This is a genomic window from Brachymonas moutaii (nom. illeg.), from assembly GCF_049977365.1.
Taxonomy (GTDB): Bacteria; Pseudomonadota; Gammaproteobacteria; order Burkholderiales; family Burkholderiaceae_C; genus Brachymonas.
In genome coordinates, this window is record NZ_JBNGEN010000009.1 from 39,626 (window position 1) to 59,036 (window position 19,411).

Genomic DNA, 19,411 nt, shown 5'->3' on the forward strand with positions numbered 1-19,411 from the left:
GGAATCAGCGCCGGGCGCGTCTGCTGCGCTGCTGCGGGTGGTGCTGCACCAGCCGCTGCTGCACCAGACGGCGGCCCTCTGCCAGATCGACCAGGGGGGCGGGGTAGCAGGAGGGAGTCAGTCCGGCTGCCCGCCAGTCGGCCGCGGTGGCGCGGGCCGGAAACTGCAGCAGCCCATCGGGCAGTGCGGCGATTTCAGGCAGATAGCGCCGCAGGAACCGGCCCTGCGGGTCGTAACGCTGCCCCTGTCGCACAGGGTTCAGCGTGCGGTACCAGGGCAGGGCCTCGCAGCCCGTGCCTGCAGCCCATTGCCAGCCGGCGTTGTTGCTCGCGCGCTCCAGGTCATTGAGGTGCTGCGCAAAAAAGCGTTCGCCCCAGCGCCAGTCCACGCCGAGGTAGCGGGTGAGAAAGCACGCACTCACCATGCGCAGCCGATGGTGCATGTACCCCGACTGCACCAGCTGCCGCATGGCGGCATCCACCAGCGGGTAGCCGGTGCGTCCTTCGCACCACGCCGCGTAGAGCTTGCGGCCATGGGCCGACCGGTCCCAGCGCACGGGATCGCGCCCTCCGCGGAAGGGGCGGTCGATGGCGTGGGGGTGATGGGCCAGCGCCTGGGCAAAGAAATCGCGCCACGCCAGCCGTTCGAGCCACAGGCTCGCCCCTTCATGTCCCTGGCGGTGCAGGGCCCAGGCCGATGCGGCCACGTCCCGGATGCCGAGAGTGCCAAAGCGCAGATGCACCCCCAGATAACTGGGGCCGCGCACACCGGGATAGTCGTGCGCGAGGTGATAGTGCGGCATGCGCGGCAGGAATTCATCCCACTGGCGCCGTGCTCCATCCATGCCCGGAAACAGCGGCAGCGCGGCGAGATTGGACGGTGCATGTCCGATCGCCTCCAGGCTGGGCAGGGGACGTCGCAGCGCGTCTGGAACATGTGCCAGGGCGCGGGCATGGGGCGCGACGGGGCGGGGGCGCAGGGTCTCGGCGTCGATGCGGCCGAGCCACTGGCGGTAGTAGGCGGCAAAGCCGGCTGGCAGGGTACCGCCCGGCATGTGCAAATCGTCGGGGCCGAACAGCAGGTGGTCCTGCGCCAGATGCAGCGAAACCCCGGCATCGGCCAGGGCACCGCGCACCCGGGCATCGCGGGCACTGCCTTCGGGGTCGGCGTCGGCATTGGCAAAGACGGCCTCGGCTCCCAGCCGGCGCGCCAGGGCCGTGACGGCCCGTTCGGCGCTGCCTTGTGCCCACAGCAGGTGTACCCCGTCGGCATCCATCGCGCCCGCCTGCCGCGAGAGGGCGCCCAGCGCCCCATCCAGCGACTCCAGACTGCGCAGCAGAAATTCCGCGCTGCGGTCGGACAGCGGGCGGGTCGTGGGGCCCTCAGCGGGGGGCTCGAACACATACACCGCATGCACGCGCCGGCAGTGCGTCAGGGCGTGGTGCAAGGCGGTGTTGTCCGTGGTGCGCAGGTCGTTGCGGAACCACATGAGGCCGGTGTCGAGGGCGGGAATCGTCATCAGCGGAAAGGGCGGGCTGCAGGGCGGATCGAGTGGACATTGTGGCATGGGCGCTGCCTCCGGCAGGGGAGGTGCCGGCCGCGCTGGCGTGACGCACACGTGACACCCGCATGACGCCCTGCGCAGGGGGCCCAACAGGTTCTAAAATCGCTCCATGCCGTCCGATCCTGCTCCAGACTTCAATCTCTCGCAGCATTTCCTGATTGCCATGCCGGGCATGGAGGACGAGCTGTTTGCCCGCAGCGTGATCTACATCTGCGAGCACACCCCACGGGGCGTGCTGGGGCTGTGCATCAACAAGCTGGCCGATCTCTCCATGCACGACCTGTTCCGCCAGGCCAAGCTGCCCATGAACCGTTCCGACCTGGAGGACGAGCCCATCTTCTGGGGCGGCCCCGTGCAGTCCGAACGCGGCTTCATCCTGCATCCCCAGGCCGAGGACGCCACCGCCGGCCTGCCGGTCTATGCGTCCTCTCTGGTCACCGGAGACGGCCTGCAGATGACCACCTCGCGCGATATTCTTCAGGCCCTGGCCGAGGGCCACGGTCCCGAGAAGCTTCTGGTGGCGCTCGGCTACGCCGCCTGGGAATCCGGCCAGCTCGAAGACGAGCTGCGTCGCAACAGCTGGCTCACGGTGCGGGCCGACCACCACCTCATCTTCGAGGTGCCGGTGGCCGAACGCTACGATGCAGCCATGGCCCTGCTGGGCGTCGAGGCCTGGCGTCTGGCCGGCACCGCAGGGAGCGCCTGATGCCCATGTCCGACACCTCCACACCCTCTGCAGTTCCGTCCGGGGTGCAGAGCCCTTCCGCTGCTCCGGCCGATCCGGCCGCCGCGCTCCTGCAGCAGCCGGGCTGCACGCCTCCCGTCGATCCGGCACCGTTCCAGAGCTTTCTGGCTTTCGACTATGGGCGCAAGCGCACCGGGGTGGCCACCGGCAACCGGATGCTGGGACGAGCCAGCCCGGGCAAAAGCATCGTGGCGGCAGGCGACGAGCGGTTCGCCCACATCGCAGTCCTGATCCGCGAGTGGCAGCCGCAGGCACTGGTGATCGGCGTGCCGTTTCATCCCGATGGAGCCCCGCACGAGAACACCCGCCGGGCCCTGTCCTTCGGGCGCCAGCTCGCGCTGCGCTTCCGTCTGCCGGTCTATACCGTGGACGAGCGCTATTCCACCACCGAGGCCCTGGCCCACGGCGCACGCGACGCCGATGCCGCCTCGGCCTGTATCATTCTCGAACAATTCCTCCACGGCCTCTCATGACCCCCGATACCCTGCCTGCCCATGGCGCCCTGATGCTGGACGCCGAAGCCCTCTACCAGACCCTGCGCCGCCAGCTCGAATTCCTGCGGACTCCCGAGCTGCGCGTGGCCGGAGTCGCCTCCGGCGGTGCCTGGATGGCGCAGCGCCTGCAGCAGGACTGGGGGCTCGACGCCATCGCGACGGTGTCTTCCGCCATGCACCGCGATGACTTCGCGCGCAGGGGCCTTGCCTCGGCGGCCCAGACCCATATCCCCTTCGAGGTCGAGGGGGCCCACATCCTGCTGCTCGACGACGTGCTCTACACCGGGCGCACCATCCGCGCCGTGCTCAACGAGATCTTCGACTACGGCCGCCCGGCCAGCGTGCGCCTGGCCGTCCTCGTGGACCGGGGCGGACGTCAGCTGCCCATCGAGGCCGAATACGCAGCTGCCCGGCTGCTGCTGCCGGCCGGACAGTCGCTCGCGCTGGCCCGTGCCGACGACGGCAGCTTCAGCTTCCGCCTCAAGCCCAGCAAGTCCTGATTGCCGGGGCCGGCTTTCCTTTCCGGGGCATTGCCCCCTCCTGCTACCGCCATGTTCCTCTCCAAGAATCCCCAGCTCAACAAGCACGGCGAGCTCATCCACCTGCTGTCCACCGAAGGCCTGTCGCGTGACATCCTCACGCACATCCTCGATACGGCCTCCCAGTTCGTGAGCGTCAATGACCGCGAGGTCAAGAAGGTTCCGCTCCTGCGCGGCAAGAGCGTGTTCAACCTGTTCTTCGAGAACAGTACCCGCACCCGCACCACCTTCGAGATCGCGGCCAAGCGCCTGTCGGCCGATGTCTTCAACCTCGACATCGCCCGCTCCTCCACCGCCAAGGGCGAGAGCCTGCTCGACACCATCGCCAACCTCAGCGCCATGGCGGCCGACATCTTCGTGGTGCGCCACAGCGAGAGCGGGGCTCCCTACCTCATCGCGCAGAACGTGGCACCGCATGTCCACGTGGTCAATGCCGGGGACGGACGCCATGCCCACCCCACGCAGGGGCTGCTCGACATGTACACCATCCGCCACTACAAGGGCGACTTCACGCAGCTGCGGGTGGCCATCGTGGGGGATGTGCTGCACTCGCGCGTGGCCCGCAGCGACATCCATGCGCTCACCACGCTCGGCTGCCCCGAGGTGCGGGTGGTCGGCCCCAAGACCCTCGCGCCCGAAAGCTTTGCGCCCATGGGGGTGCGGGTGTTCCACACCCTGGAGGAGGGCATCCGTGACTGCGACGTCATCATCATGCTGCGGCTGCAGAACGAGCGCATGAGCGGTGCCCTGCTGCCCAGCAGCCAGGAATACTTCAAGAGCTTCGGCCTCACCCCAGAGAAGCTGCAGCTGGCCCGGCCCGATGCCATCGTCATGCACCCGGGGCCCATCAACCGCGGCGTCGAAATCGACAGCGCCGTGGCCGATGGCGCACAGAGCGTGATCCTGCCGCAGGTCACCTTCGGCATTGCCGTGCGCATGGCCGCCATGAGCATCGTGGCCAGCCATGAGGCCTGAGCGCCGCCTGCTGCATCCACGCCGCTCCATGCCCGTTCCGTCCCTGTCCTCCTCCCGAAGGTTCGCCATGCTCTCTGCTCCGCGCTCCCTGCTGATGGCTTCCCTGGTCGCGCTCTGCGGCCTGTCGGCCGCGCTGCCTGCCACGGCGGCCGGTTCGCACCGCGACCGCACGGCGGTGTCCTTCAACCTCGACGGACTGGGCGTCACGCCGCTGGGGGTCTATCTCAGCCGTCACTGGGAAGATCCCGAGCCCGTGCTGGCCTATGCCATCCGCCAGAAGTTCTTCGACGGCATCACCGCCCGAAGCCTCGCTGCGGAAGCCCCCCGCTTCGACATGGTGTGCACCGGAGAGCGCTGCGAATACGTGGGGCTGGTGCGGGCGCACGTGCATTCGGCACGCATCAATCCCCATTACCTCGGGCCCACCAACACCCTGCGCGTCGTCGTGCGCGCGGAAGCGTCCCAGGACGGACAGGTCACCATCACCGTGCACAAGACCCGCATGTGACCTGCCGCCTTGCGACGGCCCATGACTATCCAGGAATCCATTCCATGAAGATCTTGATCCAAGGCGGCCGCATCCTGCATCCGGCCGACGGTACCGAACAGCCCGCCGATGTGGCCATTGCCGATGGGCGCATCGTCGCCCTGGGCGCCGCGCCCGCCGACTTCGTTCCCGAACGCACCCTCGATGCCCGGGGCTGCCTGGTGCTGCCCGGTCTGGTGGACCTCTCTGCGCGCATGCGGGAGCCCGGACAGGAGCATGCCCGCATGCTCGAAACCGAAATGGCTGCCGCCGTGGCTGGCGGCGTCACCAGCCTCGTCTGTCCGCCCGACACCGATCCGATTCTCGACGAGCAGGGGCTCGTGGAGATGCTCAAGTTCCGCTCGGGGCGCCTGCATCAGGCCCGTCTTTATCCGCTGGGGGCACTTACGCACGGGCTCAAGGGCGAGGTGCTGACCGAGATGGTCGAACTCTCCGAGTCCGGCTGCGTCGGGTTCTCGCAGGCCGAGGTGCCCATCGTCGACACCCAGGTGCTGCTGCGTGCGCTGCAGTATGCGGCCACCTTCGGCTACACGGTCTGGCTGCGTCCGCAGGACGCATGGCTCGGCGGCGGCGTGGCCGCGAGCGGGGCCCTGTCCATGCGCATGGGGCTGTCCGGGGTGCCGGTGGTGGCCGAAACCATCGCCCTCATGACCCTGTTCGAGCTCATGCGCGCCACCGGAGCCCGCGTGCACCTGTGTCGCCTGAGCAGTGCCGCCGGCGTGGAGCTGGTCCGCGCGGCCAAGGCGTCGGGCCTGCCCGTCACCTGTGACGTGAGCATCAATTCCCTGCACCTCACCGACGTGGACATGGGCTATTTCGACAGCCGCACCCGTCTGCAGCCGCCGCTGCGCCAGCAGGCCGATCGGGCTGCCCTGCGCGCAGCCCTGGCCGACGGCACCATCGACGCGCTGGTCAGCAACCACACCCCCGTCACCGAAGACGAGAAGGCGCTGCCCTTCGCAGAAGCCGAGCCCGGCGCCACCGGCATCGAGCTGCTGCTGCCGCTCGCGCTGCAATGGGCACGCGAAGAAGGCGTGCCGCTCGCCACCGCTCTTGCCACCGTCACCACCCGCCCGGCCGCCGTGCTGGGCCGTGCGCTGGGCGCCGAGGCCGACAGCGCCGGGCGGCTCGCCGTGGGAGGCACCGCCGATCTGTGCCTGTGGGACCCGCAGGACCACTGGCAGGTGTCGGGCGCGACCCTGCGCAGCCAGAGCAGCTACACCCCGTTCGGCGGACATGAAATGCTGGGCCGTGTACGCGCCACGCTGGTGGGCGGACAGGTGGTCCACGAGCTGCCTTCCGCAGCGGACGCGCCGGCCTGTGGCTGCGCGTGCCAGTGCGGCGCCGCGTGAGCCGCACCCTGGCGCGGTTGCGCGGCATCCGCCGCGTGCTGGGACTGCTCCTGCACCTGCTCGCAGGCCTGTGGACTGTCTATGTCGTGTTTCCGTTTCTGAACCCTGCACGGCGTCAGCAGCGGGTGCAGGCATGGGCGGCCACCCTGCTGCGCCGCTGCGGTCTGGCAATGGAGCGGCGCGGGGCCCCCGCAGCCCCCGAACCCGGCCACGGTCTGCTGCTCGTGTCCAACCACATTTCCTGGCTCGACATCCCGGCACTGCATGCGCTGGTGTTCTGCCGCTTCGTGTCCAAGTCCGAAGTGCGGCGCTGGCCTGTCGTGGGGCGTCTGGCCTCTGCTGCCCACACCCTGTACCTGCAGCGTGCCTCGCGGCGGGATGCCCACCGCGTGCTGCACGACATGGCCGACCGGCTGCGTGCCGGCGACGTGCTCGCGGTGTTTCCCGAGGGCACCACGAGCAATGGCCTGCAGCTGCTCCCGTTCCACGGCAATCTGCTGCAGGCTGCCATCAGTGCGGATGCATGCGTGCAGCCCGTGGCCATCCAGTTCTTCGACCGTGCCGGAGAGCCCAGCCTCATTCCCTGCTATGTCGGCAGCGACACCCTGATCGCTTCCCTGTGGCGCATCGTCTGTGCCCAGGGGCTGGTGGTGCGCGTGAGCTTCGGCATCCCCCAGAAGGCCGGCGACCGCACGCGGCAGGAATGGGCCGACGCCGTGCGCGCTGCCGTGAGCGTCATGCGGCACACCCCCGCCTGATGCAGAGCTGCATCCCCGCCAGGGAACTCTCCATGCCGGCTGTCAGGCTACATCGGTGGCAGGGGCGGGCGAGGGGACCGGCGCGGCTGTCGCGGCCCCTGTGGTGTAGAACTGGCCACCCGCCACATAGTGCAGGGTGCGCAGGTGCTGGAGCTCCGGCGGCAATTCGTCGAAGCGCCAGCGACCTTCTTGAAAGACGCGGCTGTCGGCCCAGGCGCCTGTCACCTCGGCCACGAACAGGTCGTGCGTGGCGCGCATGCGTTCGGCCAGCTCGCCTTGCAGCACCCGGCACTGCAGCCATGCGGCACAGCCCTGCACCATAGGCACGGCAGCGCCTGCTGGCTGCCACAGGGACACGCCACACTGCGCCAGCTTGTCCGGTACTTCCCGCGCACTTTGGCTGCCCACGGCCAGTGCGAGCCCCGACTGTCCCGCCGTGGGCAGGCTCAGGGCGAGCATGCCGCCGGCTGCATCGATCAGCTCCCGGGTCCGCGAGGACTTGTCGAGCACCACGCACAGCGTCGGGGGACGAAAGTCCAGTGGCATGTTCCAGGCTGCTGCCATCACATCCACCTCGCCACCATGGCTGCCCGACACCAGCACCACCGGACCATGGTTGACGAGCCGCAGCGCCCGATCGAGTGGCACGGGCTGCACAGGGGCATCGGTGGGCAAGACGGGCAGGCTGAGAGAACCGGAAAACTGCATGGAACGGACACGGACAGAGCAGGGGAAGCAGCCATTTTCGCGCAGAGCCTGCACTCCCCGGCGCCATTGCCCGGAATGGCCCTGCCTTTCATGGGTGTGAGAGGCTGCCCTGGAGCGCTCCCTTTCCCCCTTGCGTGATGCCCCTGCGCGGTCGTGCGTGCTGCTGCCTCTGGCTCGGGTACCATGCCGGAGGAGTGGAAGGTGCATGTGGTGCAGTCCCCATGGCGCTTGTCCATTCGATCCCCTTGTCGACTCTTTCCTTTTCAGGAGCCCTGTCCATGGCGCGCTTGCCGCGGCTGAACCTTCCCGGCTATCCCCACCTGGTCCTTCAGAGCGGCCACAACAGCCAGCCCATCGCGCTCGGGGCGCCCGACTACCAGCAGCTGCTCCAGCTGATCGAGGCGGGAGCTGCACGGCACCGGGTCGCCCTGCATGCCTGGTGTCTGTTGCCGACGCGCTTCATGCTGCTCCTGACGCCGTCCACGGAAGAGGGACTGCCGCTCCTGATGCAGGACACAGGCCGCGCCTATGTCCGCTACTTCAATGGTCTTCATGCACGCACCGGCACCCTGTGGGACGGCCGCTACCGCTGCACGGTGCTCGATCCTGCGCGCTGGACACTTCCTGCCATGGTCTGCATGGACACCGAGCCCGTGCGCCGCGGCCTCGTGCTGCAGCCCGATGCCTATCCCTGGTCGAGCTGCGCGCGCTACACCGGGCTGCGCCCTCAGGCCGGGCTCACCGCGCCGGCTGCGCTCTGGGAGCTGGGCAACACCCCCTTTGCCCGTGAAAACGCCTACCGGCGCTTGCTGGACGAGGGCGATGCGCTCGCACTGTGGCCGCGGCTGCTGGACGCCGCCCTGCATGGCTGGGTGCTCGGCGATGCAGCTTTCATCGACACCCTGCAGCAGCAGACTGACAGACGCCTGCATAAAAAGCGTGCAGGCAGGCCGCCCAGAATGGTGCACTCTGCACGGACATCCTGAATTCATGAATCCATTCAACAAGATGTATGTGTCACCAATAAAATAATTGGAATTCATCCCGTCAATTTAATTGGAATCTGACCCCTATTATTTTTGCTGCAAAACAGGGGGGTTTGCTTTATGCTTGTTGCGTTGCAAAACCGTGGCGTTCAAGCAGTCGGCAAGGGACGTGGACGGAATGTGCATGCACACGGACAATCAGGCAGGGCGCCGCACCGCGCAGGGGGTGCCGCCCAGCGGGACAGGGGGTGTCCCGCGCCTGCTCCCCACCGTGGCGGCACGTCCGGCACATGCCCCGGAACATCTCGCGCCCCACGCCGCACGACCTTCGCGCGTGGCGCCCCAGCACTCTTTCAGGAACGGGAACTTTCATGACCATCTCCGCAGAAAAACTTCATCTGGAACAGCAAGGCCTGTATGCCGCAGACCTCGAACACGATGCCTGTGGCGTCGGTTTCGTGGCCCACATGCGCGGTGCCAAGAGCCATGACATCGTGACCCAGGCGCTCAAGATCCTGGAAAACCTCGATCACCGTGGCGCCGTGGGTGCCGACAAGCTCATGGGCGACGGCGCCGGCATCCTGATCCAGCTGCCCGACACCCTCTACCGCGAGGAAATGGCCAAGCAGGGCATCGAGCTGCCCCCGTTCGGCGAATACGGCGTGGGCATGGTCTTCCTGCCCAAGGAGCACGCCAGCCGACTGGCCTGCGAGCAGGAAATGGAACGTGCCGTCAAGGCCGAGGGCCAGGTGGTGCTGGGCTGGCGCGATGTGCCGGTCAACCGTGACATGCCCATGTCGCCTGCCGTGCGCGAGAAAGAGCCCGTCATCCGCCAGATCTTCATCGGCCGTGGCCCCGACGTCATCGTGCAGGACGCGCTGGAGCGCCGCCTGTACATCATCCGCAAGACCACCAGCGCCGCCATCCGCAGCCTGGGCCTGCGCTACAGCAAGGAATACTATGTTCCCAGCATGAGCACCCGTACCGTGGTGTACAAGGGTCTTCTGCTGGCTGACCAGGTCGGCACCTACTACCTCGATCTGCAGGACGCGCGCTGCGTGTCCGCCCTGGGTCTGGTGCACCAGCGCTTCTCGACCAATACCTTCCCCGAGTGGCAGCTGGCCCACCCCTACCGCTACGTGGCCCACAACGGCGAAATCAACACCGTCAAGGGCAACTACAACTGGATGCGTGCCCGCGAAGGCGTCATGACCTCGCCGGTGCTGGGCGATGACCTGCGCAAGCTCTACCCCATCAGCTTTGCCGGCCAGTCCGACACCGCCACCTTCGACAACTGCCTCGAACTGCTCACCATGGCCGGCTACCCCATCAGCCAGGCCGTGATGATGATGATTCCCGAACCCTGGGAACAGCACGCCTCCATGGAGTCGCGTCGCCGTGCGTTCTACGAATACCACGCCGCCATGCTCGAACCCTGGGACGGCCCGGCCTCCATCGTGTTCACCGACGGCCGCCAGATCGGCGCCACCCTGGACCGCAACGGCCTGCGTCCCTCGCGCTACTGCGTGACCGACGACGACTTCGTCATCATGGGCTCCGAGTCCGGCGTCCTGCCCGTGCCCGAGCACAAGATCGTCAAGAAGTGGCGCCTGCAGCCCGGCAAGATGTTCCTGATCGACTTCGAGCAGGGCCGCATGATCGACGACGAGGAACTCAAGTCCCAGATCACCAACAGCAAGCCCTACAAACAGTGGATCGAGAACCTGCGCATCCGCCTGTCCGATCTGCCCGTGCAGAACGTCGTGCGCGGCCAGACCAACGTGGGCGTGTCGCTGCTCGACGCACAGCAGGCCTTCGGCTACAGCCAGGAAGACATCAAGTTCCTAATGGCGCCCATGGCCGCCAAGGGCGAGGAAGGCATCGGCTCCATGGGCAACGACAGCCCGCTCGCCGTGCTCTCCGACCGCAGCAAGCCGCTCTACAACTACTTCAAGCAGCTCTTTGCGCAGGTGACCAACCCGCCGATCGACCCGATCCGCGAGGCCATCGTCATGAGCCTGGTGAGCTTCATCGGCCCCAAGCCCAATCTGCTCGACATCAACCAGGTCAACCCGCCGCTGCGCCTCGAGGTGCACCAGCCGGTGCTGGACTTCACCGACATGGCCCGCCTGCGCAACATCGCAGCCGAGACCCAGGGCAAGTTCCGCAGCTACACCCTCGACATCACCTACCCCGTGTCCTGGGGCGCAGAAGGCGTGGAAGCCAAGCTGGCCTCGCTGTGTGCCGAAGCGGTCGATGCCATCAAGGCCGGCAACAACACGGTCGAGGGTCAGCACAACATCCTCATCATCAGCGACCGCGCCATCAGCGCCGACAAGGTGGCCGTACCCGCGCTGCTCGCCCTGTCCGCCGTGCACCAGCACCTCGTGCGCGAAGGTCTGCGCACCACCACCGGTCTGGTCGTCGAGACCGGCTCGGCCCGCGAGATTCACCACTTCGCCGTGCTGGCCGGCTACGGCGCAGAGGCCGTGCACCCCTACCTGGCGCTCGAAACCCTGCAGGAAATCCACAAGGAACTGCCCGGCGACCTGAGCGCCGAGAAGGCCATCTACAACTACATCAAGGCGATCGGCAAGGGCCTGTCCAAGATCATGTCCAAGATGGGCGTGTCGACCTACATGAGCTACTGCGGCGCCCAGCTGTTCGAAGCCATCGGCCTGAGCACCGCCACGGTCGATAAGTACTTCACCGGCACCCCCAGCCGCGTCGAGGGCATCAGCGTGTTCGAGATCGCCGAGGAAGCCCTGCGCATGCACCGTGCCGCCTTCGGCAGCGACCCCGTGCTCGCCAACCAGCTCCAGGCCGGCGGCGAATACGCATGGCGTGCCCGTGGCGAGGAACACATGTGGACGCCCGACGCGATTGCCAAGCTGCAGCACAGCACCCGCGCCAACAACTTCAACACCTACAAGGAATACGCACAGATCATCAACGACCAGAGCCGTCGCCACATGACCCTGCGCGGCCTGTTCGAGTTCCGCTGCGATCCCTCTCGCGCCATTCCGGTCGACGAGGTCGAATCCGCCAAGGACATCGTCAAGCGCTTCGCCACCGGCGCCATGTCGCTCGGCTCCATCTCCACCGAGGCGCACGCCACGCTGGCGCTGGCCATGAACCGCATCGGCGGCAAGAGCAACACCGGTGAAGGCGGAGAGGATCCGGCCCGCTACCGCAACGAGCTCAAGGGCATCCCGATCAACAAGGACACCACCCTTGGCGCCATCATCGGCGAGGACAAGGTCGAGTCGGAAATCACCGTCCGTGCGGGCGACAGCCTGCGCAGCCGCATCAAGCAGGTCGCCTCGGGCCGCTTCGGTGTCACGGCCGAGTACCTCAGCAGTGCCGACCAGATCCAGATCAAGATGGCCCAGGGCGCCAAGCCGGGCGAGGGCGGCCAGCTCCCGGGCGGCAAGGTGAGCGACTACATCGGCTTCCTGCGCCACAGCGTGCCGGGCGTGACCCTCGTGTCTCCGCCTCCGCACCACGACATCTACTCTATTGAGGATCTGGCGCAGCTCATCCATGACCTCAAGAACGTCGCGCCCCATGCCGACGTGAGCGTCAAGCTGGTGAGCGAGATCGGTGTCGGCACCATCGCTGCCGGCGTGGCCAAGTGCAAGGCCGACCATATCGTGATCGCCGGCCATGACGGCGGCACGGGTGCCTCGCCCTGGTCGTCCATCAAGCATGCAGGCAGCCCCTGGGAAATCGGCCTGGCCGAAACCCAGCAGACGCTGGTGCTCAACCGCCTGCGTGGCCGCGTGCGCGTGCAGGTCGATGGCCAGATAAAGACCGGTCGCGACGTCGTCATCGGCGCCCTGCTGGGGGCCGACGAATTCGGCTTCGCCACCGCACCGCTGGTCGTCGAGGGCTGCATCATGATGCGCAAGTGCCACCTCAACACCTGCCCGGTGGGGGTGGCCACCCAGGACCCCGTGCTGCGTGCCAAGTTCTCCGGCAAGCCCGACCATGTGGTCAACTACTTCTTCTTCGTCGCCGAGGAAGTCCGCAGCATCATGGCTCAGCTCGGCATCCGCAAGTTCGACGACCTCATCGGTCGCAGCGACCTGCTCGACAAGCAGAAGGGCGTTGCCCACTGGAAGGCTGCCGGCCTCGACTTCGGTCGCCTGTTCGCCCAGCCTGTCGTTCCGGCCGACGTGCCGCGCCTGCACCGCGAGTTCCAGGACCACGGTCTGGACAAGGCGCTCGACCAGGAGCTGATCCGCAAGTGCCGTCCCGCCATCGAAAAGGGCGAGAAGGTCAAGTTCATCGAACACGTGCGCAACGTCAACCGCACCGTCGGGGCCATGCTGTCCGGCGCGGTGACCCAGGTGCATCCCGAAGGGCTGCCCGACGACACCATCCACATCCAGCTCGAAGGGACCGGCGGCCAGTCGTTCGGCGCCTTCCTGTGCAACGGCATCACGCTCTACCTGATCGGGGATGCCAACGACTACACCGGCAAGGGCCTCTCCGGCGGCCGCGTGGTGGTGCGTCCGAGCCTGGAATTCCCCGGCGAGGCTGCAGAGAACATCGTGGTCGGCAACACCGTGCTGTACGGTGCCACCACTGGCGAGGCCTTCTTCGCCGGCGTTGCGGGCGAGCGCTTTGCCGTGCGTCTGTCCGGAGCCACTGCGGTGGTCGAGGGCACCGGCGACCATGGCTGCGAATACATGACCGGCGGCACCGTGGCCGTGCTCGGCAAGACCGGCCGCAACTTCGCTGCCGGCATGAGTGGCGGCATTGCCTACGTCTATGACGAGGACGGCCAGTTCGCCAGCCGCTGCAACACCTCCATGGTGTCGCTCGAACCCGTGCTGCCCGCTGCTGCGCAGATCGCCGAGAACGATCGGGCGCACTGGCACCGTGGCATGACCGACGAGGAGCAGCTCCGCAGCCTGCTGCAGGATCACAGCCGCTGGACCGGCAGCCGCCGTGCCCGCGAGATCCTGGAGAACTGGGAACAGAGCATTACCCGCTTCGTCAAGGTCTTCCCGCACGAGTACAAGCGCGCTCTCGGCGAGATGCATGCCCGTCGGCACAAGGTCGAAGGGGCCGGAGCCCTGGCCGACCTGCCCCAGCAGGCCACCGCTGCGGCCATCAAGCCGATCCTGGAAGAGGCCGCGCCCAAGGCGCGCCGTGCTTCGCGGGCCAAGTCCGTGGACGGCACCGCCAAGCCGGCCAAGGCACCGGCACGCAAGCCCGCCGCATCCAAGAAATAAGCCACAGCCATCTTTGAGGAATACACATCATGGGAAAAATCACCGGCTTCATGGAGTACCAGCGCCTTGAAGAGGGCTACAAGCCCGTCAAGGAACGCCTGAAGAACTACAAGGAGTTCGTCATCGGTCTCGATGACAAGCAGGAGCAGATCCAGGCCGCTCGCTGCATGGACTGCGGCACGCCGTTCTGCAACAACGGCTGTCCGGTCAACAATATCATTCCGGACTTCAACAATCTGGTCTACCAGCAGGACTGGGAAGCGGCGATCGAGGTACTCCACAGCACCAACAACTTCCCCGACTTCACCGGCCGCATCTGCCCCGCGCCCTGCGAGGCGGCCTGCACGCTGAACATCCAGAAGTCGCCTGTCGGCATTAAGAGCATCGAGCACGGCATCATCGACCGCGCCTGGGAAAACGGCTGGGTCAAGCCCCAGGTGCCGGCCGTCAAGACCGGCAAGAAGGTGGCTGTCGTCGGTTCCGGTCCTGCCGGGCTGGCTGCGGCACAGCAGCTCGCCCGTGCGGGCCACACCGTCACCGTGTTCGAGAAGAACGACCGCATCGGCGGCCTGCTGCGCTACGGCATTCCCGACTTCAAGCTCGACAAGTCCCACATCGACCGCCGCATCGAGCAGATGCAGGCCGAGGGCGTGGAATTCCGCCGGGGCGTGCTGGTCGGCGACTGGCCCAAGTCGGGTGCCGCCAGCAAGATCACCAACTGGCATCAGGAAACCATCAGCGCCAAGCAGCTGCAGAAGGATTTCGATGCCGTGCTGATCGCAGCCGGCTCCGAGCAGAGTCGCGACCTGCCCGTGCCGGGACGTGACCTCGACGGCGTGCACTTCGCCATGGAGTTCCTGCCCCAGCAGAACAAGATCAACGCCGGCGACAAGCTCGCCAAGCAGCTCCTCGCCACCGGCAAGCACGTCATCGTGATCGGCGGCGGCGACACCGGCAGCGACTGCGTGGGCACCAGCAACCGCCAGGGCGCCGAAAGCGTGGTGCAGTTCGAGCTCATGCCGCAGCCTCCGGTCGAGGAAAACCGTCCCATGACCTGGCCCTACTGGCCGATCAAGCTGCGCACCAGCTCCAGCCACGACGAAGGCTGCGAACGCGCCTTCGCCATCGCCACCAAGGAATTCGTGCCCGGTACCGGCAAGGACAAGGGCCGCGTGGTGGGCGTCAAGACTGTCCACGTCGAATGGAAGGACGGCAAGATGGTCGAAGTCCCCGGCAGCGAGCAGGTCTACAAGGCCGACCTCGTGCTGCTGGCCATGGGCTTCGTGCATCCTGTGGCAGAGATGCTCAAGTCCTTCGGAATGGAGCTCGACGGCCGCGGCAATGCCAAGGCCGGCACCGACGAGGAAGGCGGATACGCCACCAGCGTCAAGGGCACCTTCGTTGCAGGCGATGTGCGCCGCGGCCAGTCCCTCGTGGTGTGGGCCATCCGTGAAGGCCGTCAGGCCGCCCGCGCGGTGGATCAGTACCTGATGGGATCGAGCGTGCTCCCGCGCTGATGCCATCTGCGCACTGTCCCCGCCATATGCGCGGGCGCGGCGGGGCGCATGCCTTTGCCGGCTGTGCCGGTCTGAGCGGCTCCTTCAGGGAGCCGCTTTTTTGTTGCGGCTGACGATGGATCGGCCTGAGGAAAATCCCGAAATGCGCGGGGAAACGGGAGTGGAAGCGTCTTCTTCAAACTGTCCTTGAAAATAATCAAGGATTTGTTGGAGATATTTACCCCCAATATTGGGGATTTTCAAAGAGGTTCTCAGAGGAAGAGCAGAAGATGCGTCATCCTTGCGTCAGAATGAAAACATAGACTGAAATGCGTAGAAACAGCTTGTCCCTCTGGCATCGCAAGATAGTTCATCTGGGGAAGGCGGGGAGTTTCTGCACGCAGAGTGGTCTGCATTTATTTTCATTCGAGATCTGTCGAAATGTCCTCTGGGCATATTCGCGGGTCCGCTACTTCGCAGGACTGCGTTTCCTGCAGAAGATACCGTGCAAGTGCATCAGGGAGAATCACATGCTTGGCCGTATTACCGAACGGTCCGCGACGCCAGCCGAGAAACTGGCCGCGACCCAAATGTTCAACCAGCCCCAGTTCCGTTTCCATACGCGCGATTGCATGCGCAGCGAGGCGTATGCCATGTATGGCATCAATGCCGAGATTGAATTCACATGCATCCAGCCCGATTTCTACGAGATCTCGGTGCGCCATGAGCCCAACAGCGGGCGCTTCAGCTGGAACAGTCCCCACACGTTCATGTACATGCTGCAGATGCTGTCTGCACGCATGGTGAGCCTCAAGGGCTATCCCTATTTCGCCTTTGGGCACTATCGCCGGCCGGTGGGCGGGCTGCAGATCCGTGTCGAGGGCAGCAGCCGCTACACGCAGTACTGTCTGAGGATGCTGCACACCCCGGAAATTCCTGCCGATGCACTGAGCCGCAAGGTGCTGTGGACCAAGATCCGCCCTGCCGAGCCGCAGAAGTTCGATTTCTCGCGCGATCTCATCCGCTCCGAGTTCTGCTGGTGAGTCTGTCTCTGGCGCAGACTGGCTCGGCTTGACTGGGCTCGGAAGACATAGGACGCCCGCCGCTGCATGGCAGCAGCCGGAGGGGCGGCTCCGAGGCATGATGCAAGCCACCTCGGCGCCAAGCACACACGGGCCCTTGCGGGCCCGTGGATGAGGACAGCTTCTGCACATGGCTGGCTCCTTGGCCTGCCATGCGCTCTACAAAGTCAGGCCTGCGGGGGGATCGTTTCGTCTGCTGCAGATTGCGGACGCACCGGACGGGGCCGACCATTCTGGTCGATGGCCACATAGGTGACGGTGGCATCCGTGACCTTGAGGTAGCTGCCCTGGGCATCGAAACGTTCGGCGTAGACCTCGACCTTGAGCGTCATCGAGGTGTTGCCGATGTGCAGGATGGAGCTGTAGAACGACAGAATGTCGCCCACGCGCACGGGCTGCTTGAAGATGAACTCCTTGACGGCCACGGTGGCCGTGCGTCCGCGCGACAGCTTGAAGGCCGTGATGGCACCGGCCATGTCCACGTGCGACATGACCCAGCCGCCGAAGATGTCGCCATTGGCATTGCAGTCGGCCGGCATGGGCACGACCTTGAGCACCAGCTCATGGGTCTTGCCGATTTCATCGGGCAGGCGGTCCAGAAAGTTGCGGTCGTTGGCCGTGTTGTGTGAACCGGGGCCGTGGACGGTGGGAAGAGGGGTTTTTTCCGAAGGTGTCATGGTGATCTCTTGTGAAGACGGGAAATGCGGGAAAGGTGCGGGTCCTGCCCGTCATGGATGAACGGGCACGGCCATCGGCACTCGGCAGGGAGCCTGATGTGAGGCGTTTCCTGCCGGTGGTGTGCAGGCCTTTCTTGCGCGATACGTCTCTGATTGTGCCCAATTCGCAGGAAGTGCGGAGGAGACGGCCCTATTTCCCGCAGCGGTGTCCATGATCTGGCCGGGCTCCGGAGCCCGGAACGGGGGAGAGGGGGACCTGTGTTTGCGGGGACAATGGAGGGCTGTGCACTGTCCCGGAATGCTGTGACGGTGCTTTTGCCATAGGCACCACCGACACATCGATTCATGGGGAGATCAGGCATGCGAGGCATGGGACGCGCGATGCAGTATGAGGAATTGCCTGCACGGCCCGGTGCAACGCGCAGCGACTGGCAGACGCTGCGGCGCCTGCTGCCCTATCTGTGGCAGTACCGGTGGCGGGTGGCGGTGGCGCTGGGCTTCATGGTGGGGGCCAAGCTGGCCAATATCGGGGTGCCCATTCTGCTCAAGCAGCTCGTGGATGCGCTCAACGTGCATCCGGGCAGCGCCTCTGGCATGGTGGTGGTGCCCGTGGGCCTGCTCGTGGCCTATGGCCTGTTGCGGCTGGCCACGACGGTGTTCACCGAGGTGCGCGAATGGATGTTTGCACCGGCGACCGAGGGCGCCGCGCGCAGCATTGCGCTGCAGGTGTTCCGGCATCTCACCCGGCTCAGCCTGCGCTTTCACCTCGATCGCCAGACGGGCGGCATGACGCGCGATGTCGAGCGCGGCGCCGCTGCCGTGCGGGGGCTGATCTCGGTTTCGCTCTACAGCATCATCCCTACGCTGGTCGAGGTAGGACTGGTGCTGGCGATCCTGGCCATTCGGTTCGATGCCGCCTTTGTCTGGATCACGCTGACGGCTCTGGTGGCCTATATCGGCTTCACGGTGAGCGTGACGGAGTGGCGCAACCATTTCCGGCGCGAGATGAACCGGCTGGAATCCGTGGCGCAGACCCATGCGGTCGATGCGCTGCTCAACTACGAGACGGTCAAGTACTTCAACAACGAGGAGTGGGAGGCGCGTCGCTACGACCGGGGCCTGAGAGCCTACTTCGCTGCGGCCGTGAAGAGCCAGGGGTCGCTGAGTCTGCTCAACAGCGGGCAGCAGCTCATCATCGCCACGGCACTGGTGGCCATTCTGTGGCGGGCGTCGCAAGGGGTGGCCGCCGGGCGGCTCACCATCGGCGATCTGGTGATGGTGAATGCCTTCATGATCCAGCTCTATGTGCCGCTGAACTTTCTGGGGGTGCTGTACCGGCAGATCCGGCAGAGCCTGACCGATCTGGACCGCATGTTCTCGCTCATCGACACGCCGTGCGAGATCGTCGATGCGCCCGGGGCTTCCGAGTTGCGCACGGAATCGGGACTGCCCACGGTGTGCTTCGAGCGGGTGAGTTTTGCCTACGATCCGGAGCGTCCCATCCTGCACGAGGTCGACTTCACCATTCCGGCTGGGCGGACCGTGGCGGTGGTGGGGCACTCGGGGGCTGGCAAGTCGACGCTGTCACGGCTGCTGTACCGCTTCTATGACGTGACCGGCGGCCGTATCACGGTGGATGGGCAGGACCTCCGGGGCGTGACGCAGGACAGTCTGCGGCGGGCCATCGGCATCGTGCCGCAGGACACGGTGCTCTTCAATGACACCGTGGCCTACAACATCGCCTATGGCCGGGTCGGGGCCACGCGCGAGGAGATCGAAGACGCAGCGCGTGCTGCACGCATCCACGACTTCGTGGCGAGCCTGCCCAGGGGCTATGACACCATGGTGGGCGAGCGCGGCCTCAAGCTCTCGGGAGGAGAGAAGCAGCGGGTGGCGATCGCGCGGGCCCTGCTCAAGAACCCTCCGATCATGGTGCTCGACGAGGCCACCTCCGCCCTCGATTCCGCCACCGAGCGGGCCATCCAGCACGAGCTGCACGCCGTGGCCGACAACAAAACCACGCTCGTGATTGCCCACCGCCTGTCCACGGTCGTCGATGCCCACGAGATTCTGGTGCTCGACCATGGCCGCATCGTGGAACGCGGGACCCACGCCGGGCTGCTCGCCCAGGGCGGGCGCTATGCCGCCATGTGGGCGCTCCAGCAGAGCACGCAGCAGGAGTGATCGTCAGGGAAAACCCGCAGAAAAGAGCGGCGCCGGCTGCATGTTGGCGCGATATGTGCAT

Annotated in this window: 16 protein-coding genes; 12 read left to right on the top strand and 4 right to left on the bottom strand. The window is 66.2% G+C overall.

Annotated elements, in window-relative coordinates:
- Positions 1-4: 4 nt before the first annotated feature.
- Positions 5-1,567, bottom strand: coding sequence for a cryptochrome/photolyase family protein (locus tag ACP2WS_RS09955; RefSeq protein ID WP_426460670.1), 1,563 nt, complete (start codon positions 1,565-1,567; stop codon positions 5-7).
- A 106-nt stretch (positions 1,568-1,673) separates the two neighbouring features.
- Between ACP2WS_RS09955 and ACP2WS_RS09960 the strand changes: the two genes are divergently transcribed.
- From ACP2WS_RS09960 to ACP2WS_RS09990, 7 genes are all read left to right on the top strand, one after another.
- Entirely contained in the window at positions 1,674-2,270 is a 597-nt protein-coding gene (locus ACP2WS_RS09960; RefSeq protein ID WP_426460671.1) for a YqgE/AlgH family protein, read from the top strand.
- 5 nt (positions 2,271-2,275) lie between these two features.
- Positions 2,276-2,782, top strand: a complete 507-nt coding sequence (ruvX, locus tag ACP2WS_RS09965) for a Holliday junction resolvase RuvX (protein WP_426460673.1) — start codon at positions 2,276-2,278, stop codon at positions 2,780-2,782.
- A complete protein-coding gene (gene pyrR, locus ACP2WS_RS09970; RefSeq protein ID WP_374493416.1) occupies positions 2,779-3,303 on the top strand; it encodes a bifunctional pyr operon transcriptional regulator/uracil phosphoribosyltransferase PyrR in 525 nt (174 codons plus the stop codon). Before ruvX ends, pyrR begins: the two co-directional genes overlap by 4 nt.
- Before the next feature lie 51 nt (positions 3,304-3,354).
- A complete protein-coding gene (locus tag ACP2WS_RS09975) occupies positions 3,355-4,317 on the top strand; it encodes an aspartate carbamoyltransferase catalytic subunit (protein WP_374493418.1) in 963 nt (320 codons plus the stop codon).
- Positions 4,318-4,384: 67 nt separating this feature from the next.
- On the top strand, positions 4,385-4,825 hold the full coding sequence (locus ACP2WS_RS09980) for a hypothetical protein (protein ID WP_426460675.1): 441 nt from the start codon (positions 4,385-4,387) through the stop codon (positions 4,823-4,825).
- Between the two features lie 44 nt (positions 4,826-4,869).
- The gene (locus tag ACP2WS_RS09985; RefSeq protein WP_426460676.1) at positions 4,870-6,216 is read left to right on the top strand and encodes a dihydroorotase; all 1,347 of its coding nucleotides are present in this window, start codon (positions 4,870-4,872) and stop codon (positions 6,214-6,216) included.
- On the top strand, positions 6,213-6,974 hold the full coding sequence (locus tag ACP2WS_RS09990) for a lysophospholipid acyltransferase family protein (protein ID WP_374493424.1): 762 nt from the start codon (positions 6,213-6,215) through the stop codon (positions 6,972-6,974). Before ACP2WS_RS09985 ends, ACP2WS_RS09990 begins: the two co-directional genes overlap by 4 nt.
- Positions 6,975-7,016: 42 nt before the next feature.
- Here ACP2WS_RS09990 and ACP2WS_RS09995 read toward each other — a convergent pair whose 3' ends face one another.
- Positions 7,017-7,682 (bottom strand): flavin reductase family protein, encoded by a 666-nt coding sequence (locus ACP2WS_RS09995; protein WP_426460678.1) that lies wholly within the window; start codon positions 7,680-7,682, stop codon positions 7,017-7,019.
- Between the two features lie 278 nt (positions 7,683-7,960).
- On the opposite strand from ACP2WS_RS09995, the gene ACP2WS_RS10000 reads away from it, so the two are divergent.
- The 3 genes from ACP2WS_RS10000 to ACP2WS_RS10010 all read left to right on the top strand — a co-directional run bounded on the left by ACP2WS_RS10000 (position 7,961) and on the right by ACP2WS_RS10010 (position 15,428).
- On the top strand, positions 7,961-8,668 hold the full coding sequence (locus tag ACP2WS_RS10000) for a transposase (protein ID WP_426460679.1): 708 nt from the start codon (positions 7,961-7,963) through the stop codon (positions 8,666-8,668).
- 371 nt (positions 8,669-9,039) lie between these two features.
- The gene (locus ACP2WS_RS10005; protein ID WP_426460681.1) at positions 9,040-13,911 is read left to right on the top strand and encodes a glutamate synthase-related protein; all 4,872 of its coding nucleotides are present in this window, start codon (positions 9,040-9,042) and stop codon (positions 13,909-13,911) included.
- A gap of 29 nt (positions 13,912-13,940) precedes the next feature.
- The gene (locus ACP2WS_RS10010) at positions 13,941-15,428 is read left to right on the top strand and encodes a glutamate synthase subunit beta (RefSeq protein WP_374493432.1); all 1,488 of its coding nucleotides are present in this window, start codon (positions 13,941-13,943) and stop codon (positions 15,426-15,428) included.
- 84 nt (positions 15,429-15,512) lie between these two features.
- On the opposite strand, the gene ACP2WS_RS10015 is transcribed toward ACP2WS_RS10010, so the two are convergent.
- Entirely contained in the window at positions 15,513-15,671 is a 159-nt protein-coding gene (locus tag ACP2WS_RS10015; RefSeq protein WP_426460682.1) for a hypothetical protein, read from the bottom strand.
- Positions 15,672-15,937: 266 nt separating this feature from the next.
- On the opposite strand from ACP2WS_RS10015, the gene ACP2WS_RS10020 reads away from it, so the two are divergent.
- Positions 15,938-16,450: a hypothetical protein gene (locus ACP2WS_RS10020; RefSeq protein ID WP_374493434.1), complete on the top strand. Its 513-nt coding sequence runs from the start codon at positions 15,938-15,940 to the stop codon at positions 16,448-16,450.
- A gap of 206 nt (positions 16,451-16,656) precedes the next feature.
- On the opposite strand, the gene ACP2WS_RS10025 is transcribed toward ACP2WS_RS10020, so the two are convergent.
- The gene (locus ACP2WS_RS10025) at positions 16,657-17,166 is read right to left on the bottom strand and encodes an acyl-CoA thioesterase (RefSeq protein WP_426460684.1); all 510 of its coding nucleotides are present in this window, start codon (positions 17,164-17,166) and stop codon (positions 16,657-16,659) included.
- 369 nt (positions 17,167-17,535) lie between these two features.
- Here ACP2WS_RS10025 and ACP2WS_RS10030 point away from each other — a divergent pair, with 369 nt between their 5' ends.
- Positions 17,536-19,350: an ABCB family ABC transporter ATP-binding protein/permease gene (locus ACP2WS_RS10030; protein ID WP_426460685.1), complete on the top strand. Its 1,815-nt coding sequence runs from the start codon at positions 17,536-17,538 to the stop codon at positions 19,348-19,350.
- The last annotated feature ends 61 nt before the right edge of the window (positions 19,351-19,411 follow it).

What these genes read in the sequence shown, in the direction of transcription:
- ACP2WS_RS09955 (WP_426460670.1), bottom strand. Translation starts at nt 1,567, where the DNA reads ATGCCACAATGTCCACTCGATCCGCCCTGCAGCCCGCCCTTTCCGCTG.
- ACP2WS_RS09960 (WP_426460671.1), top strand. Translation starts at nt 1,674, where the DNA reads ATGCCGTCCGATCCTGCTCCAGACTTCAATCTCTCGCAGCATTTCCTG.
- ruvX (WP_426460673.1), top strand. Translation starts at nt 2,276, where the DNA reads ATGTCCGACACCTCCACACCCTCTGCAGTTCCGTCCGGGGTGCAGAGC.
- pyrR (WP_374493416.1), top strand. Translation starts at nt 2,779, where the DNA reads ATGACCCCCGATACCCTGCCTGCCCATGGCGCCCTGATGCTGGACGCC.
- ACP2WS_RS09975 (WP_374493418.1), top strand. Translation starts at nt 3,355, where the DNA reads ATGTTCCTCTCCAAGAATCCCCAGCTCAACAAGCACGGCGAGCTCATC.
- ACP2WS_RS09980 (WP_426460675.1), top strand. Translation starts at nt 4,385, where the DNA reads ATGCTCTCTGCTCCGCGCTCCCTGCTGATGGCTTCCCTGGTCGCGCTC.
- ACP2WS_RS09985 (WP_426460676.1), top strand. Translation starts at nt 4,870, where the DNA reads ATGAAGATCTTGATCCAAGGCGGCCGCATCCTGCATCCGGCCGACGGT.
- ACP2WS_RS09995 (WP_426460678.1), bottom strand. Translation starts at nt 7,682, where the DNA reads ATGCAGTTTTCCGGTTCTCTCAGCCTGCCCGTCTTGCCCACCGATGCC.
- ACP2WS_RS10000 (WP_426460679.1), top strand. Translation starts at nt 7,961, where the DNA reads ATGGCGCGCTTGCCGCGGCTGAACCTTCCCGGCTATCCCCACCTGGTC.
- ACP2WS_RS10005 (WP_426460681.1), top strand. Translation starts at nt 9,040, where the DNA reads ATGACCATCTCCGCAGAAAAACTTCATCTGGAACAGCAAGGCCTGTAT.
- ACP2WS_RS10010 (WP_374493432.1), top strand. Translation starts at nt 13,941, where the DNA reads ATGGGAAAAATCACCGGCTTCATGGAGTACCAGCGCCTTGAAGAGGGC.
- ACP2WS_RS10020 (WP_374493434.1), top strand. Translation starts at nt 15,938, where the DNA reads ATGCTTGGCCGTATTACCGAACGGTCCGCGACGCCAGCCGAGAAACTG.
- ACP2WS_RS10025 (WP_426460684.1), bottom strand. Translation starts at nt 17,166, where the DNA reads ATGACACCTTCGGAAAAAACCCCTCTTCCCACCGTCCACGGCCCCGGT.
- ACP2WS_RS10030 (WP_426460685.1), top strand. Translation starts at nt 17,536, where the DNA reads ATGGGACGCGCGATGCAGTATGAGGAATTGCCTGCACGGCCCGGTGCA.